The sequence below is a fragment of the Longispora fulva genome (assembly GCF_015751905.1).
GTDB lineage: Bacteria > Actinomycetota > Actinomycetes > Mycobacteriales > Micromonosporaceae > Longispora > Longispora fulva.
In genome coordinates this window covers 584,176-600,347 of the sequence record NZ_JADOUF010000001.1, presented here as the reverse complement: position 1 = coordinate 600,347, position 16,172 = coordinate 584,176, and the positions used below count along the sequence as shown (strand labels likewise).

Sequence of the window (16,172 nt, the reverse complement as noted above, 5' to 3'; positions counted from 1 at the left end):
ATCCCCGGCGAGCCCACTCATGCCATTGACGACCGCCTTCCTCTCGGTCAACGAGTCCCCCGGCTCGACGACACGCCACAGAGGCAACCGTCAGCGGTGGTAGGCCGCGTTGGCCCACCACGAGCCGATCAATAAGCACAATGGGCCCATAATTCCGGCGGGAATGCTCGTGCCAGATGGCAATGTTCTTTGGTGTTCACCCGTCGCCAGGGGGCTGTCGGGTTCCTGCCAGGGATCGGCGGGTGGCAATAGGTGCGGAAGGTGAACTTTCGAAATCTGACGTTAACGTCGATGCTGGTGAGACAGGAGATGGTTTCACATGGGTTACGAGGGTCTATGGCGATGGTCACAACGCAGACTGTGTCCCCATAGGATGATGAGATAGGACTTTACCGGTCATGGTGCTCCATTCCACTTCCTAGTCGACTTGACGAGCGCCGCATAGACTCAGTGTTGTCAATCGATGTTTCAGTAGCGGGGGGCTACATTGTCGTATCCAAGGCATCCGACAGCACCCGGATCCACGCAGACGCTCACGCCCGACAACCTCGAGGCTTCACTCGTCCAGGCACGGGGGTTCCTCGACGAGGCGCTCCGGGTCAGCCGGGAGACCCGCAGCACCACGGACACCTACATCGAGTACCACTCCCAGGGCTGGCGCACCGCGGCTCGGATGCTGCTCAGAGGCGTCCACCGGGAGTACGTGCTGGCGTCGTCCGGCGCCTCCGTCTGCACCATGGAACAGCTCGACCTGCAGAGCAGGTTGGTCGGCGAGATGGTGGCGAGGGACATCGGGGTTCGCCACCTGTTCAACCCCGGGGCGCTGGCCAGGCCCAGCGTCCAGAAGTACGCCGAGTCGGTGGCCCGACGCGGCGCGAAGGTCCGGGTGTCCACGAGCAAGTTCCAGGACACGATCATCGTCGACGGTCGGTCCGCGGTCGTCTGGGGCCGCAACGGGGTCTATGACGAACAGTGTCTCGTCATCCGCGGCACGGTGGTCCTCGACGGCCTGCACCGGCTGCTCAACGTGGTGTGGGACTCCGCCAGCGACCTGGACACATATCAGCGGTGGCACGACCACGAGTCGGCGGAACTGACCGTGGCCATCGTCGGCATGCTCAACGCCGGATACAAGGACGACGCGGCGGCCCGCCAGTTGGGCATGTCCGTGCGGACCTACCGGCGACACGTCGCCGAGATCCTCCGCCGGCTCGGGGCCGGTTCGAGGTTTCAGGCTGGTGCCCGGGCTGTGCAGTTGGGCCTGCTGCCGGCATGAGCGGAGGGGGTGACCGCCGGTCCGGCGGTCACCCCCTCCGTCAGGTCGGACCAGGGTCGTGTCGACGAGACCCGCGGGTCGGTCAGCCCAGCGTGCCGAACGCCCGCTGGTGCCACACGAGTGGCTGACCCGCACGGGCACTCGCGGTCAGGACCCGGCCGACCAGCATCAGATGGTCCCCGCCGTCGAGGCGGTCGTCCGTGGCGCAGTGCACCACCGCCGTCGCGTCGGGCAGGTAGGGCAGCCGGGTCCCGTCGGCCCGCCGGAACTCGGCGGCGGCGAACCGGTCCGCGCCGTGCTGGGCGAACCGGGCGGCCAGCTCCCGGTGCTCGGCGCCGAGGACGTTGACGACGAACCGCGGCGCGGTCCTGAAGGTCTCAAAACAGCTCGAGCTCCGGGCGATGCTGACCAGGAGCAGCGGCGGGTCCAGCGACAACGAGCACACGGCGCTCGCGGTGAATCCCCACGGAGTGTCGTGCACGTCGACGGTCGTCACGATGGTGACGGGCGCGGCGAGGCACGCCATGGCGTCCCGGAAAGCCGCGGCCAGCCCCAGGTCGGGCGACGGTGCGGACCGCCCGACCTGGGGCAGAGGATGCGGCCGGACGGTCACAGGTCGCTGACCGCCGGTACGACCTCGTCGATGAACAGCCGCACGCTGCGCTCCATGACCTCGCCCGACACCGCGCCGAAGTCGACCTGGGCGATGATCCCGTCCACGCCACCGGAGTTCTCCTGGAAGGCGCGGATCTGGTCGATGACCCGCTCCGGGGAACCGAAGAACGCCGAACCGAACTCGCGCCACTGCGTCGCGGTCATCGAGCCGAGCCGCTTGCCCATGTCGGTGTATCCGGCGAAGCTGCCCGACTCCACGTCGTTCCAGGAGTTCGCCGCGTCCACCCAGGCGTCGAGGTAGTGCTGGAAGAGCCGGTCACCGACCTCCTGGGCCTCCTTGTCGCTCTCGGCGACGAACACCGGCAGGCCGGCAGCGATCTGCCCGGGGCGGGCGTGGCCGGCGGCGGCGTACGCGCCCCGGTAGAGCTCGCTGTGCTGCCGGAACAGGTCCAACGGCTTGAACATCGGCGTGGCCAGCAGGCCGTGCCCGAGCTCGGCGAGCCGCAGGAAACTCTTCTCCGTCCGCACGGCGGCCGACCACAGCGGGATCGGGTCCTGCACCGGACGGGGCAGGGCCACCGCGTCGGTGTAGGAGAAGAAGGGGGTGTCCTCGCTGGCCCGGTCCTCGGTCAGCAGCCGGGTGATGGCGCCGACCGCGGCCTCGTACCGCTCGTGGCTCTCGGCCATCGGCACCGCGAACGTGTCGTGCTCGTACGGCAGGTAGCCCCGGGCGAAGCCCAAGTCGAGCCGGCCGCCACTGAGCACGTCGATCATCGCCGCGCGCGAGGCCAGGATGACCGGGTGGTGGAACACGGGGATGACGCCGCCGGTCATCAGCCTGATCCGCTCCGTGCGCACCGCGACCGCGGCGAGGAAGGCCAGCGGGTCCGGGCAGTACCCGCCATAGGGGTGCAGGTAGTGCTCGGTCATCTTGACCCACTCCAGGCCAGCCGCGTCCGACAGCTCGCACAGCCTCAGGACGTCGTCGTAGTACTCCTTGGGATCCTTGGTCTCGGGGCTGCCGTCGGGGACGAGCGAAATGCCGAACTTCATGCTTCCTCCATTGTCGGGGTTTACTGTCGTGCTCGGGCCGCGCCCAGCAGCCGCCAGGCGGCCTCGCCCACGGCGCCGTCCACGTAGAGGACCTGTCCGGAGACGTAGCGCGCGTCGTCGGAGGCCAGGAAGGTCACGACGTCGGCCACGTCGTCCGGTTCGCCGAGCCTGCCCAGGGGGACGAGCCGGCCCAGCGCCGCCTCCTCGTCCCCGGTGGCCCCGAACGCCCCGTCGGTGCCCTCCGTGCGGGTCATGCCCGGCCCGACGGCGTTGACCCGGATGCCCTGGGCCGCGTACTCCAGGGCCGCCTGCTTGGTCAGCGCCACGATCGCGGCCTTGGACGCCGGATAGATGCCGAACGCCGGCCGCACCACGTGGCCGACCACGGAGGTGAGGTTGACGATCGCTCCGCCACCCTGTCGGGCGATCACCGGCGCGCACGCCTGGGTGCCCAGCAGCGTGCCCAGTACGTTGACGCCCATCACCCGGTGGAACTGCTCGGCCGTGGTGTCGGCGAGCGTGGTGTACTCCCACACCCCGGCGTTGTTCACCAGCAGGTCGATCCGGCCGGCCCGGTCGACCACCTCCCGCCAGGTGTCCTGCTCGGCGACGCTGCCGGACACCGCGGTCCCGCCGCACTCCCCCGCGACGGCGTCGGCCGCCTCCGCCGCGACGTCGACGGCCACGACGTGGTACTCCCGTGCCGCGAGCTTTCGGGCTATCGCCCGCCCGAGGCCCCTGCCGGCACCGGTCACCACCGCTACTCGTTGGGTCATGGCGCCCAGTCTGGACGCGGTGCGCGGCGACGGCCGGAAATCGTCAACAAGCTGCCAGGCACCGGTGCCGGAGGCTGCAGGTACCGGACAACGGCGTCGGGGCCACGCCGGGGATTCGTAGCGTGGAGACTCCGAACATCCCACCGGCGGAAGGCAGCGCCATGTACGACGCCATTGTTGTGGGGGCGCGTTGCGCGGGATCGCCCACCGCGATGCTCCTCGCGCGCAGGGGCTACCGGGTTCTGCTCGTCGACAAGGCGACGTTCCCCAGCGACGCGATCTCCACCCACTACCTGCACTATCCGGCGATCGCACGGCTCGATCGCTGGAATCTCCTCGACCGGGTGCTCAAGACCGGCGCCCCGGTGATCGACCGGATCACATGGGGCATGGGCGACGTCTACATCACGGGCACCGCACCGGAATGGGACGGCAAGCGGTTCGCGGTCGCCCCCCGACGCAAGGTGCTGGACAAGATCCTGCTCGACGCGGCCGTCGAGGCCGGCGCCGAGCTGCACGAGGGCTTCACGGTGGAGGAGATCCTCCGCGACGGGGACCGGGCCGTCGGCATACGCGGCCGCGAACGCGACGGCACCGAGGTGGTCGCGCACGCGCCTATCGTGATCGGGGCGGACGGGATCCACTCCCTGGTGGCGTCGACGTTCCAGCCGGCGGAGCAGTCGGGGACGCCGCCGTTGACGGCGGTCTGGTACACGTACTGGCAGGGCACGGACGTCGACCACCTGATCTTCACCAGGCTCGACGGCCGCGAGTTGTTCCTGGTGCCCACCAATGACGACTGCGTCAACGTGATGGTCGGCTGGCGCGAACACGAGTTCCACGAGTTCCGCAAGGACATCGAGGGCAACTACCACGCGACCCTGGACCTGTTCCCCGAGCTCGCCGCGCGGGTGCGCAAGGGCCGGCAGGTCGAACCCTTCTACGGCACCAAGCAAACCCGGCAGTGGATGCGCCATCCGTACGGGCCCGGCTGGGTGCTCGTCGGTGACGCCGGCTACCACAAGGACCCGATCGCCGGCATCGGGATCAGCGACGCCTTCCGGCAGGTCGAGGTGCTGGTGGAGGCCGTCGACGACGGGCTGTCGGGGCGCCGGGACATGGCCGAGGCGCTGGCCGGCTACCACGCCTGGCGCGACGAGTCGTTCAGCGAGGTCTTCGAGTACTACCACCGGGCCGCGACCCTGGACATGCTCCCGCCGGAGATGCTCCAGGTGATCGACAGCCTGCGCTACGACGAGACCGAGCGGGACCGGTTCATGGGCATCGTGGGCGGGTTCACCTCGTTCAAGGAGTTCTTCAGCCCGGAGAACTGCCAGCGCATCCTCGCGCGGGCGGCCGAGGCGGGCGGACTGCGGGAGACGGGTGGCCGGACCGCCGACTCGGCATGGGGCGACTGGACCCCCGGACAGAGCCGCTAGGACACGAAGGTGCCGCCCACCCGGGGTCGCCGGGTGGGCGGCACCTTCGTGTCAGTGTGCGGAGTGCTGGGGATCCCGGACGGCCCCGATGACCGCGAGCAGGCCCGGGAACCGGTTCTCGATGTCGTCGTGCCGCAGGGAGATGAACCGCTGGGTGCCCACGATGTCGGTGTGGGTCAGACCCGAGAGCCGCAGCACGCGCAGGTGGTGCGACAGCGTCGACTTGGCGACCGGGTAGTCCATCGCCCCGCAGGCGAGTGACTCGCAGTTGGCGAGGTTGCGCACGATCTGCAGCCGGATCGGGTCGCTGAGCGCGTGCAGGACCCGCTCGAGTTGGAGGTCAGCCGTACGAGGGTGCTCTACGTCCGCGGACATGTCGCGCTCCTTTGGCCTGTTCGTCGACAGGACACGGTACCCCGGGCGCGGGGCGGCGCGGTGGAGCGCACCACCCCGCACCCAGGCGGGCAGGACCTGCCCCGGGGCGGGCGGGACCTGCCCGTCAGCCGCGACCTGCGGGCTGGGCCTCCGGCGTCGCCGGGGTGGCCTTGGCGCGGGCCGCCGCCGTGATGAGGAACAGCACGAGGGCGAGGGCGCCCGCGACCGCTCCGGCGATGCCGACGTAGCGGACGCCGGCGAGCTTGACCACGGTGCCGCCGACCAGGGCGGCGCTGCCGATCCCGACGTACATCGCCGAGGCGTTCAGGGACAGCAGCAGCGGGGCGGCCTTGGGTGCGAGGCTGACGAGGCGGTGCTGCTGCGGGGCGACCATGAGCCAGCCGGTCACGCCCCAGAAGAAGATGACCACCGCGGCGCCCGCCACCGTCGTGGCCACGACGGGCAGCAGCGCGAGGAACAGGAAGAACGTGGCGAGGCTGGCCAGCGCCGTCCGGTAGGCGCCCCAGCGGTCGGTGAGCCAGCCGCCGAGGACGTTGCCGACCGCGCCGCCGACCCCGAAGGTCATGAGCATCAGGCTCAGCGTCTGGCCGTTGATGTGCGTGATCTCGGTCAGGAGCGGCTGCAGGTAGGTGTAGACCGTGAAACCGCCGATGAAGGCCAGCACGTTGACCAGCAGGGTCGGCCTGACCCCGGGCAGTTTCAGCATGCCGAGCCGGGTCTTCAGGTCGACCGCCGGGGGCGAGGGGACCTTGGGGAGCAGCGCGGCGATCAGGAGCAGCGCGGCGACACCCAGGGCGGTCACCAGCCAGAACACGCCGTGGAAGCTCGTGCGACTGCCCAGGTACGTGCCGAGGGGCACGCCCAGGACGGTGGCGACGGTGATGCCGCCGATGACGACGGACAGCGCCCGGCCCCGGGCCGCCTCGGGGGCCAGCATGATCGCGGTCACCGACGCCGCGGGGGTGTACGCGGCGGCACCGATCGCGGCGAGCACCCGGCCGAGGGCGAGCACCTCGTAGGACGGCGCGACAGCGGCCAGCACGTTGCCGACCGTGAACACCACCAGCGCGAAGATCAGCATGGTCTTGCGGGGGAACCGGCCGGTGAGGGCGGCGACGACGGGGCTCGCCACGGCGTACACCCAGGCGAACATCGTGACCAGCTGGCCCGCGACGCTCACGCTGACATGGGTTTCCGTGGAGATGTCACCGAGCACGCCGGCGACGACGAACCCGTCGGTGCCGATCGCGAAGGTCCCCAGGGCGAGGATGAGGATGCGGAACCACATGGTGGTCAGTCCTTTGCATCAGTGGGGTGGGTGGGGAAGCGCCCGACGGGCGGCGTGAGGTCGCCGACGCCGCGGCCATTGGTTCGATGTTCGACGAATCTCGAACAATGTGAGCGTAATACCGCGCACACGACGACGCAAGCCACTATGTCGGAAAAGGTCAGATGATCTCCAGTGTGCCTGCCTGCCGCCCCTGCGGCCCGCGTTTGGCAGGAAGCTGTCCACAGTGCGCTCAGCCCGCGCGAACGCCGTGGCAGCAACCTGTTTGAAGCCTTCCGCGCCCCCCGCGGCCATGCGAGCCTCGTCTCGTTCACCCCCAACGAGAGGACACGATCCGTGGCTACCGCGACAGAAGAGTGGAAGCAGCAGGCCAAGGACATCGTCTGCGACATCCTGGAGATCGAGCCCGACGAGGTCACCGAGACGAGCCTGTTCAAGGAGGAACACGGCGCGGACTCGCTGCGGGCGATCGAGATCCTCGCCGCCCTCGAGCGGAACTTCAACATCACGATCGACCAGTCCGAGCTGGGCGGGATGGTCAACCTCGACGGCGTCTACACCGTCGTGGCCAAAGCCGCCAACTGGAACTGACGGCACCCGCCATGACCACCAACGGTCACCAGCAGTTGACCCCGGAAGGCGGCGCGGCCCCCGACCGCCGCGTCGTCATCACGGGCATGGGCGCCGTCACGAGCGTCGGGGTCGGAGTCCGGGAGTTCCTCACGGCACTGCGGACCGGGCGCAGCGGGGTACGTCCGCTCGGGGCGTTCGACACCGAGGGCTTCGCGTACGCCAACGGGTGCGAGGTCGTGGACTTCGATCCGGGCCCGTGGCTCACGCGGTACAAGCCGGAGGAGCTCGGCCGGGCCACCCAGTTCTCGGTCGCGGCGGCCCGGATGGCGGTCGAGGACGCCAAGATGGACCTGGACCTGCTGTCCTCGGGCAAGGTCCTGGTGACCGTGGGCACGACCGACGGCGAGTCCCGCGACCTCGACCATCTGGTGGGCCTCCAGCTCGCCGAGGGCGAGGACGGCCTGGACCCGGTCGTCGCCCGCCGGGTGCCGGCCGGTCGGCTGTCGGTGTGCATCGCCCGGGAACTCGGGCTCAGCGATGTCGAGGCGGTCACCATCCCCACGGCGTGCGCCGCAGGCAACTACGCCATCGGGTACGCGGCCGACGCCGTCCGCGCCGGCGAGGTCGACTACGCCCTCTGCGGCGGGGCGGACGCCGTGTGCCGCAAGACGTTCGCCGGCTTCTACCGCCTGGGCACGATCGCCCCGGAGCGCTGCCAGCCGTTCGACATCAACCGCAAGGGCATCCTGACCGGCGAGGGCGCTGGCGTGCTCCTCCTGGAGAGCCTCGACTCCGCGCTGGCCAGGGGCGCCCAGATCTACGCCGAGGTGCTCGGCTGCGGGCTCAACTGCGACGCCGACCACCCGGTCGCGCCGAACAGGGACAGCATCGCGCGGTGCATGGAACTCGCGCACAGCCGGGCCGGGGTCAGCCCCGCGGAGATCGACTTCGTGTCGGCGCACGGCACCGGCACCAGGGCCAACGACGTCACCGAGGCCGGTGCGATCCGGAAGGTCTTCGGCGACAGTCCACCCAGGACCATCTCGATCAAGTCGATGATCGGGCACACCATGGGCGCGGCCAGCGCCCTGTCGGCGATCGCGTGCGCGCTGGCCGTCGCCGAGCAGTTCATTCCGCCGACGATCAACCACGAGGAGACCGACCCGGAGTGCGACCTGGACTGCGTGCCCAACGTCGCCATCGACGCCGAGCTGCGGGTCGTGCAGAACAACGCGCTGGCCTTCGGGGGCAACAACGCTGTCCTCATCCTCAGCCGTTTCGAAGGGGCGTCGCCATGACCGGCACCGACTGGGCGATCCGGGGCACCGGGGCCGTGGCGAGTGTCGGCGCGAGCGCGCCGGCCGTCTTCGAGGCGTTGTGCGCCGGCCGGACCGGGCTCGCGCCGCTGCGGGGCTTCGACGCCACCCGGTTCCGCGCACGGCACGCCTACGAGATCGACGACCGTCCCCGACCGGGTACGGACACCGCGGGCCGGGCCACGGCCTGGCTGGTGGCGGCGATCGCGGAGGCGTTGGCCGAGGCGGGACTGCCCGAGGACCTCGCCGAGGTGCCGGTGCTGATCGGCACCGGGCTGCGCGAACTGCGTTCCGCCGAGCTGTGGGCACGCAAGGAGGCCGAGCTCACTCCCGCCGACCTGCATTTCGGGACGGCGCTGCGCGAGCGTTTCGGGGCCACCGACACCCACACGTTCTCCAACGCGTGCTCGGCCTCGCTGTACGCCCTGGCGCTGGCCAGCGACCTGCTCGCGCTGGGCGACGCGGAGACCGTGGTCGTCGCCGGGGTGGACACCATCACGGAGAGCATGTTCGGGCTCCTCGACCGGGTGCACCCGGAGCCGGTGGACGCCGTGCGGCCGTTCGACCGGAACCGGCGGGGCGTGCTGATGGGCGACGGGGCCGCCGCGATCGTGCTGTCCCGTGCCGACGGCCCGGCCCTGGCCAGGCTGCGCGGGGTGTCGGTGAACTGCGACGCGTACCACGCCACCGCCCCGGACCCCGACGGCATCACCGAGGCGATCCGCGACGCGCACGACCGGGCCGGGATCGGGCCGGGTGCGGTCGACCTGCTGCTGGCGCACGGAACCGGCACCCTGCTCAACGACGAGGCTGAGGCCGTCGCGCTCGGCACCGTGTTCGAGGGGATCCCTGGCCCGCTGGTCACCGCCATCAAGTCGATGACCGGTCACACCTCGGGAGGTTCGGGGCTGCTGAGTCTGGTCGTCGCCGTCCAGGCCCTGCGCACCGGCCGGATCCCCCCGACCCTCGGGCTGGACACCCCGGTCCCCGAGGCCACCGGCCTGCGGTTCGTCCGGGGCGGGTCGGTCAGCGCCGAGCTGGCCGTCGCGCAGGTCGAGGCGTTCGGGTTCGGCGGCGTCAACGCCGTCGCCATCGTGCAGAGGGAGGACTGACATGGCACCGGTCGTCACCGGGATCGGGCTCGCCGGCCCCACCGTCGGGGACCCCGCGCACCTGCTGGAGCCCGGAGTGGCCGAGCGGTCGGAGTTCGACCCGGCCTCGATCGTGGGGAAGAGGGGCCTGCGGTACAAGGACGAGGCGACCCGACTCGCCCTGGCCGCCGCGCACCTCGCCCTCACCGATGCCGGCCTGCTCGACGACCGCACCCCGACGGTGCCCGCCGGGCAGGTGGCCGTCGTGGTCAGCTCCAACCTCGGCAACCTCGACACGGTGTGCTCCGCGGCGGAGACCATCGCCCGCGAGTCGGTCACCGGGCTCAGCCCGATGGACCTGCCGAACGCCTCCAGCAACGTCGTCGCCTCGTCCGTGGCCATCTGGTTCGGGCTGCGCGGCGCGAATCTGATGGTCTGCAACGGCGCGACCTCCGGACTCGACGCCGTGCGGTGGGCCCAGGTCCTCGTCGGCTCCGGGCGGGTCGGCCACGCGCTCGTCGTGGGGGTCGAGGTCGACAACGATCTGGTACGCCGACTCACCGGCACCGAGCACCTCTTCCACGGCGCCGCCGCACTGGTCGTGGAGTCGGCCACCAGCGCCGGGGCGCGTGGGGTGCCGGCGCGGGCGACCCTGGGCCGGTACGAACGGCACTCCGCCGGGGTTGTACCCGGTCCCGGCCTGTGGCTGGTGCCTGAACGCCACGCCAGTCCCGCCCCGCCGGGGGTGACCCCGGTGGATCTGTCCCGCCGGTACGGTGCGGCGTCCGGTGCCCTCGGGGTCTTGCAGTGCGCGGCGGCGGCCACCTGGATCCACGGCGGCCACGGCCCGACGGCACTGGCCACCTCCGGTGGCGTCACCGACGACGCGACGGCGACCCTGCTGCTGTCCAGCCCCGGGCCGGCACGATGATCGGCCAGGCCCGGCTCCGCAGGCCGGCGGACGTTGCCGCGCCCCTGCGCACCCTGCTCGTCAACGGGCTCGGCGGCAGCAACGCCGTGTGGTCCCCGATGGTCGAGCTGGTCGATCCACGCCTGGAGATCTGGGAGGCGGACCTGCCGTGGGCCAGCGAGGGCAGGTCCGGCTGGGGTCAGGAGTCCGAGCTCGTGCCGTGGATCCGGCGCGCGCTGGAATCGGTGGACTCCGGCCGGGTCGACCTCGTCGTGGCGCATTCGTTCGGCGCGAACCTGCTGCTGGACCTGCTCTGCCGGGGAGAGCTGCCGGAGCCACCCCAGGCGGTGGTGCTGGTGTCCCCGTTCTACCGGCCCAGCCCGGACCGGTTCGACTGGGAGACGATCTCCTACTTCCTCAACAACTTCCACCTGCTCCTGCAGGAGGGCATCCGGGTGCGCTCGGCGGGCCGGTTGGACGCCGACAGCCAGCGGGACCTCGCCCTGCGGTTGCGGGAGATGGTCGGACCGTACGGCTGGGTCCGGTTCTTCGACACCTACCTGCGGACCCCGGGGCTCGCGCTGGAGAACCTGACCCAGTCGTTCCTCATCGTGGGCGGCGCCGCCGATCCGGCCTCGTCTCCCGCCGACAGCCGCGACCTCGCCGACCGGCTGCCGGACTGCCAGGCCGAGATCCTCGAGGGCTGTGGCCACCTGGCCATGGTCGAGCGGGCCGAACGCTTCGCGCACCTCGTCAACGTCTTCAGCCGTTCCATCGAACCGTCGATCGCCCAGACCACGGGAGCAGAGCAACCATGACCGACACCCTGACGTCCCCACTGCTGGACACCACGACCACCGTGCGGCTGCGGCCCCGGTACGAGGGTTCCAACATCTGCACCTGGATCGGATTCAAGCACGTGAACTACCTGGTCGAGGAGGCTGTCCTGGAGCACTTCCGCCAGGCCGGCAGTCCGGCTCGGGCCCTGTTCGAGGACCACGCCCTGTGCGTGGACCTCGTGTCGCTCGACACCCGGATCCTGCACGCGTTGCACATGGACGACGAGGCGACGGCCACGGTGTCCTCCGCGACGAAGCCCGAGGACGTCGAGCTGGCGTTCGTGGTGACCTTGACCGTCGAGCGCGACGGCGAGGTCCTCAAGGCCGTCGTGTCGAAGGTCAGGGTGGCGCTGCGCCTCGACGAACGCGACGGCCCCGGCGACCCCGCCCCGGCGGCGCTGTCCCCCTACGTCACGACCGACATCTCCCGACCGGCGCCGTCGCCGGTGCCGCTCGTCGGCCCGCTGGCCGTCAACCGGGGCACGTCGGGCGGCGACCCGGTCCTGGCCCAGCTCACCGCAGGCCGCAACGCCTTCGCGTGGCGGTGGCGGATCCCGTACCCGTACTGCCACTTCACGCAGCGCATGCAGATGTCCGGGTACCTGCGGCAGATGGAGGAGGTCGTCGACCTGTTCCTCGCCGAGCGCGGGATCTCCATCCGGACCCTGCTGACCGATCGCAACTGGATCCCGGTGGTGCCGCACTCCACCATCTCCCTGATCGGGGAGGCGCTGATGGAGGAGGACCTCTACACGGTGTTCACGGTGGACAACGTCTTCAAGGACTTCACCTACACGGCGCGGATGGACTGCTTCGTGGTCCGCGACGGAGAGCTGGTCCTGACCGCGACGGGCGTGATCACCCACGGGTACGCGGTGATCGAGAACCGCCGGGACTGGAGCCTGGTGGGCTTCGACGACCGGGTCCTGGCGGCCCTGCACGGACGGAACTGACCGATGGAACAGGCACTGATTACCGGGCTCGGTGTGATCTCGTGCCTGGGTCGCGGGGCCGACACGCTCTGGGAGGCGCTGCACGCCGGGCCGCACGGACCCCGGCGGGTGGCCGACCCGGGGGCTAACGTCGACATTCCTCTGGTGTACCTGGTGCCCGACGCCGATCTGCCGACCGAGCCGACCACCTGGGCGGACGCGCCGGTCGGCCCGGCCTCGCGACTGGCCGTGGCGGCCGCCCGCGAGGCCCTCGACGACGCCGGGATCGTCGACGCGGTGCGGCGGGGGGACGTGCGGCCCGAGCGGGTGGCCGTCCTGCTGGGCACCACGATGGGCGATCACCAGGTCCTGGAGCGCGAGCGGTCCGGCGAGTGGGCTCCGGCGGCGGGGTGGCACACCGAGTACCTGGTGGCCTCCGTCGTCGCCGACCTGCTCGGCGGGCACGGCCCGGTCTCGACGAACTCCAACGCGTGCGCGGCCAGCGGGTACGCCATCGGGCTCGCCGTGGACATGATCCGAGCCGGCGAGGCCGACGTGGTGCTGGTCGGCGGCGCCGAGGCGTACAGCCGGCTGGCGGTGGCGAACTTCAACCGGATGGGCGCCACCGACCCGGAGCGGTGCCGCCCCTTCGACCAGGGTCGGCGGGGCACGGTCTCCGGCGAGGCCGCGGCGATGCTGGTGGTGGAGGCCGCCAGCATCGCCCGCCGACGCGGAGCCAGCGTGTACGCCGAGATCGCGGCCACGGGCTGGAGCTGCGACGCGCACCACCCGACCGCCCCGGAGCCCGGCGGAGCACAGATCGACGCGGCGATGCGCCGGGCGCTGCGGGACGGGGCCGCCTCGCCCGCGGAGATCGCCTGCGTGGTGCCGCACGGCACGGGCACCGAGCTCAACGACGTGGTGGAGAGCGAGGCGTTGCGGACCCTGTTCGAGGGCAGAAAGGTGCCGCTGTACAGCCTGAAGGCGCAGGTCGGCCATACCGCCGGGGCTGCGGCCGGTCTCGCGGTGGCCACGGCCGCGCTCATCCTGTTCACACGTACGGTGCCGCCCAACGTCCCCCTCGACGCCCAGGACGAGCGGTGCCCCGTGTGGCTGCCCCTCGACGCCCAACCGCTGAAGGGCCGGGCCGTGCTGGCCAACGCCTACGCGTTCGGGGGCAACAACGTGTCCGTGCTGCTGCGCGGGGTGCCGGCATGACCTCGCGGATCGCCGTCACCGGCATCGGGGCGGCCTCGCCCTGGGGCGACGACCCGGCCGGGCTGTGGGCCGACGCGCCCCGGGACGCGGTGGCTGACGGCTGGTTCGACGTGCGGAGCCAACTGGGGGCCCGGGGGTACAAGTACCTGCCGCCGGCGTGCCGGTACCTCCTGGCCGCCGGTCGCCGGGCACTCGCGGGCGTGCCCGCGGTCCCCGGACCCGACCTGGGGGTGGCCATCGGCACGAACCACGCCGCGTCCGCGCTGCACACGGACATGGACGACACGGTGCTGCGGGACGGCGCCGAGCACCTCAGCCCGGCGCTGGCGCCCTTCTTCGCGGTGAACGTGTTCGTCAGCAGGCTGGCGATCGAACACACCGCGCGCGCGTTCAGCCTGACGCTGACCACGCCGTGGACGGCGGGCCTGGAGTCCCTGCACGTCGCGTCGCGTTCGTTGCGCCTGGGCCGGGCCGACGTGATCCTGGCCGGCGCCACCGAGGCCGGCGACGGCACCGCCGGGGCGGAGGAGGGCGCGGCGGTGTTCGTCCTGGAACTCCGCGACCTCGCCGAACGGCGCGGTGCCCCGATCCTCGGGCACGTCTCGACGCACACCGGCTTCGTCTCGCCGAACGCACCCGACGCCACGGCCGTCGTCCATGCGGCCTGGGCCGCGCTGGACACCGGACCGGCGCCCGTCACCCTGTTCGCCGACGACTCGGCGGTCGGGGCCGCAGTCGGATGGGCCCTGCGCGGGCTCACGGACGACCTGACCGTGCTGCCGCTGGCCGCCGGCACCGTGGGCCCGGCCTGGCAGGTCGCGGCGGTACTGGCCGGCGGGGCGCGCACCGCTGTCCCCGCCGGGGCCCGGCCGGGCCGGTCGGTGGTGGCCGAGGGGCACCGTACCCATGTCATAGCTGTCGCCAGTCGGGCGGGAACGGTCGCGTTCACCGCCGTCACCAGGGAAGGCGGGTCCTGATGCGCGGTCAGTGGTTTCTGATTCTGGGAGCCTCCAGCGGGCTGGGCCGGGCCATCGCGCTCGCCGCGGCCAGGGCCGGGGCCAACATCGCCGGGGTGCACTTCGACACGGCCGCCGCCGAACCACAGGTCACGGCACTGCTGGCCGAGCTGCGCGGGTACGGAGTGCGCGCCGAACTGTTCAACGCCAACGCCGCCAACCATGCCAGCCGCGCGCGCCTGGTGGCGACGCTGGCCGAGCTGACCGGCTCCGACGGGATCCGGGTGCTCGTGCACTCCCTGGCCTTCGGAGCCCTCGCGCCCTTCCTGCCCGCGGGCGACGAGCCGGCCGTCACGCCCAGACAGCTCGACATGACCCTCAACGTGATGGCGCACAGCCTCGTGTACTGGACCCAGGATCTGTACGCGGCCAAGCTCCTCGCCCCCGGCAGTCGGATCCTCGCGCTGACCAGCGCCGGCAGCAGCCGGGTCCAGCGGCACTACGGGGCCGTGTCGGCGGCCAAGGCCGCCCTGGAGTCGCACGTCCGCCAGCTCGCGCTGGAGCTCGGCGGGTCCGGTGTCGCGGTCAACGCGCTGCGGGCCGGCGTCACGATCACCCCGGCCCTGCTGCGGATCCCCGGCCACGAGAGCTATGTCGAGCGGGCCCGGGCGACCAACCCGGGCGGTCGGCTGACCACCCCGGAGGACGTGGCCGAGGCAGTGCTCGCCCTGTCGCGCGGCGACTCGACCTGGATCACCGGCAACGTCATCGGCGTCGACGGCGGGGAGCTGCTGACATGACCGGATTCCTCCTCGTCGACACCGGTGTCGACCGGCAACTGGCCGCCGACGCGGCGATCCTGGCCGAGGCCGGACACCGGGTGGTGCTCTACCTGGTCCAGGACGGGGTGACCCGGGCGCTGCGCCGGCACGAACCGGCCGGCGGCGACGCCGCGGTGTGGGTGGACGGCGCGAGCCTGGCCCACCGCGCGCTGCGCCCCGAGGACCTGCGCCCCGACGCGACGGTCGTGGACATGCCGCAGGTCGCGGACCTGCTCCTCGCCGACGGCGTCCGGGTGGTGTGGCACTGATGGCCGCCCGTCCGCCCGCCGACGTGCTGCTGGTCGTGACCGGCGCGCCGTTCGCCTCGGACATGCTGACCACCGTCCTGCGGCTCGTCGACGAGCTGCTGCGGCGGGGCCGGTCGGTCCTGGTCTGGGCCTGCGGCTACACGACGATGCTGACCCAGACCGCGCTGGGCGGGCACAAGCCGAGGGACCTCGACGACTGGGCGGCCAGGCACCCGTCCACGGCGGCGGTGGTGTCGGGGCTGCTCGCGGAGTACGCGGCGCTGTTCTCGTGGGAGGTCTGCACCTACTGCGCCCAGGACCGCGGCGCGGGCCCGCACGTGCCGGGGGTACGGCTGCGCGCCCCGTCCCGGATCGGCACGAACGTCGCCGCGGCGCGGACGACGATCTACATCGGAGGTGCCTGA

At 71.7% G+C, this 16,172-nt stretch carries 18 protein-coding genes; 13 read left to right on the top strand and 5 right to left on the bottom strand.

Going from position 1 to position 16,172, the window contains the following annotated elements:
- The first annotated feature begins 487 nt into the window (after nt 1-487).
- Nucleotides 488-1,276 (top strand): helix-turn-helix transcriptional regulator, encoded by a 789-nt coding sequence (locus IW245_RS02640; protein WP_197001601.1) that lies wholly within the window; start codon nt 488-490, stop codon nt 1,274-1,276.
- A gap of 82 nt (nt 1,277-1,358) precedes the next feature.
- On the opposite strand, the gene IW245_RS02635 is transcribed toward IW245_RS02640, so the two are convergent.
- The 3 genes from IW245_RS02635 to IW245_RS02625 are packed head-to-tail and all read right to left on the bottom strand — an operon-like array spanning nt 1,359 to nt 3,720.
- On the bottom strand, nt 1,359-1,889 hold the full coding sequence (locus IW245_RS02635) for a flavin reductase family protein (RefSeq protein WP_233473192.1): 531 nt from the start codon (nt 1,887-1,889) through the stop codon (nt 1,359-1,361).
- The gene (locus tag IW245_RS02630) at nt 1,886-2,944 is read right to left on the bottom strand and encodes an LLM class flavin-dependent oxidoreductase (RefSeq protein WP_197001600.1); all 1,059 of its coding nucleotides are present in this window, start codon (nt 2,942-2,944) and stop codon (nt 1,886-1,888) included. The genes IW245_RS02635 and IW245_RS02630 overlap by 4 nt, the downstream gene beginning before the upstream one ends.
- A 20-nt stretch (nt 2,945-2,964) precedes the next feature.
- On the bottom strand, nt 2,965-3,720 hold the full coding sequence (locus tag IW245_RS02625; RefSeq protein WP_197001599.1) for an SDR family NAD(P)-dependent oxidoreductase: 756 nt from the start codon (nt 3,718-3,720) through the stop codon (nt 2,965-2,967).
- 122 nt (nt 3,721-3,842) lie between these two features.
- Between IW245_RS02625 and IW245_RS02620 the strand changes: the two genes are divergently transcribed.
- Nucleotides 3,843-5,159, top strand: a complete 1,317-nt coding sequence (locus tag IW245_RS02620) for an NAD(P)/FAD-dependent oxidoreductase (RefSeq protein WP_197001598.1) — start codon at nt 3,843-3,845, stop codon at nt 5,157-5,159.
- Nucleotides 5,160-5,210: 51 nt separating this feature from the next.
- On the opposite strand, the gene IW245_RS02615 is transcribed toward IW245_RS02620, so the two are convergent.
- Both IW245_RS02615 and IW245_RS02610 read right to left on the bottom strand, forming a co-directional pair.
- Nucleotides 5,211-5,534, bottom strand: coding sequence for an ArsR/SmtB family transcription factor (locus IW245_RS02615; RefSeq protein WP_197001597.1), 324 nt, complete (start codon nt 5,532-5,534; stop codon nt 5,211-5,213).
- A gap of 124 nt (nt 5,535-5,658) precedes the next feature.
- The gene (locus IW245_RS02610; protein WP_197001596.1) at nt 5,659-6,843 is read right to left on the bottom strand and encodes an MFS transporter; all 1,185 of its coding nucleotides are present in this window, start codon (nt 6,841-6,843) and stop codon (nt 5,659-5,661) included.
- A 336-nt stretch (nt 6,844-7,179) separates the two neighbouring features.
- Between IW245_RS02610 and IW245_RS02605 the strand changes: the two genes are divergently transcribed.
- Genes IW245_RS02605 through IW245_RS02555 form a run of 11 tightly spaced genes read left to right on the top strand, consistent with a single transcriptional unit; the run spans nt 7,180 to nt 16,172 of the window.
- The gene (locus tag IW245_RS02605; RefSeq protein ID WP_197001595.1) at nt 7,180-7,434 is read left to right on the top strand and encodes an acyl carrier protein; all 255 of its coding nucleotides are present in this window, start codon (nt 7,180-7,182) and stop codon (nt 7,432-7,434) included.
- Between the two features lie 11 nt (nt 7,435-7,445).
- Nucleotides 7,446-8,714, top strand: a complete 1,269-nt coding sequence (locus tag IW245_RS02600; protein WP_197001594.1) for a beta-ketoacyl-[acyl-carrier-protein] synthase family protein — start codon at nt 7,446-7,448, stop codon at nt 8,712-8,714.
- The gene (locus IW245_RS02595) at nt 8,711-9,844 is read left to right on the top strand and encodes a beta-ketoacyl synthase N-terminal-like domain-containing protein (protein WP_197001593.1); all 1,134 of its coding nucleotides are present in this window, start codon (nt 8,711-8,713) and stop codon (nt 9,842-9,844) included. Before IW245_RS02600 ends, IW245_RS02595 begins: the two co-directional genes overlap by 4 nt.
- A gap of 1 nt (nt 9,845) precedes the next feature.
- A complete protein-coding gene (locus IW245_RS02590) occupies nt 9,846-10,754 on the top strand; it encodes a beta-ketoacyl synthase N-terminal-like domain-containing protein (protein ID WP_197001592.1) in 909 nt (302 codons plus the stop codon).
- Nucleotides 10,751-11,551, top strand: a complete 801-nt coding sequence (locus IW245_RS02585) for an alpha/beta fold hydrolase (RefSeq protein WP_197001591.1) — start codon at nt 10,751-10,753, stop codon at nt 11,549-11,551. Before IW245_RS02590 ends, IW245_RS02585 begins: the two co-directional genes overlap by 4 nt.
- Nucleotides 11,548-12,525, top strand: a complete 978-nt coding sequence (locus tag IW245_RS02580) for a hotdog family protein (RefSeq protein ID WP_197001590.1) — start codon at nt 11,548-11,550, stop codon at nt 12,523-12,525. Before IW245_RS02585 ends, IW245_RS02580 begins: the two co-directional genes overlap by 4 nt.
- Before the next feature lie 3 nt (nt 12,526-12,528).
- Nucleotides 12,529-13,722, top strand: coding sequence for a beta-ketoacyl-[acyl-carrier-protein] synthase family protein (locus tag IW245_RS02575; protein ID WP_197001589.1), 1,194 nt, complete (start codon nt 12,529-12,531; stop codon nt 13,720-13,722).
- Nucleotides 13,719-14,699, top strand: a complete 981-nt coding sequence (locus IW245_RS02570) for a beta-ketoacyl synthase N-terminal-like domain-containing protein (protein WP_197001588.1) — start codon at nt 13,719-13,721, stop codon at nt 14,697-14,699. Before IW245_RS02575 ends, IW245_RS02570 begins: the two co-directional genes overlap by 4 nt.
- Nucleotides 14,699-15,478, top strand: a complete 780-nt coding sequence (locus IW245_RS02565) for an SDR family oxidoreductase (RefSeq protein ID WP_197001587.1) — start codon at nt 14,699-14,701, stop codon at nt 15,476-15,478. The genes IW245_RS02570 and IW245_RS02565 overlap by 1 nt, the downstream gene beginning before the upstream one ends.
- Nucleotides 15,475-15,768, top strand: coding sequence for a DsrE family protein (locus tag IW245_RS02560; protein ID WP_197001586.1), 294 nt, complete (start codon nt 15,475-15,477; stop codon nt 15,766-15,768). The genes IW245_RS02565 and IW245_RS02560 overlap by 4 nt, the downstream gene beginning before the upstream one ends.
- Nucleotides 15,768-16,172 (top strand): hypothetical protein, encoded by a 405-nt coding sequence (locus IW245_RS02555; RefSeq protein ID WP_197001585.1) that lies wholly within the window; start codon nt 15,768-15,770, stop codon nt 16,170-16,172. The genes IW245_RS02560 and IW245_RS02555 overlap by 1 nt, the downstream gene beginning before the upstream one ends.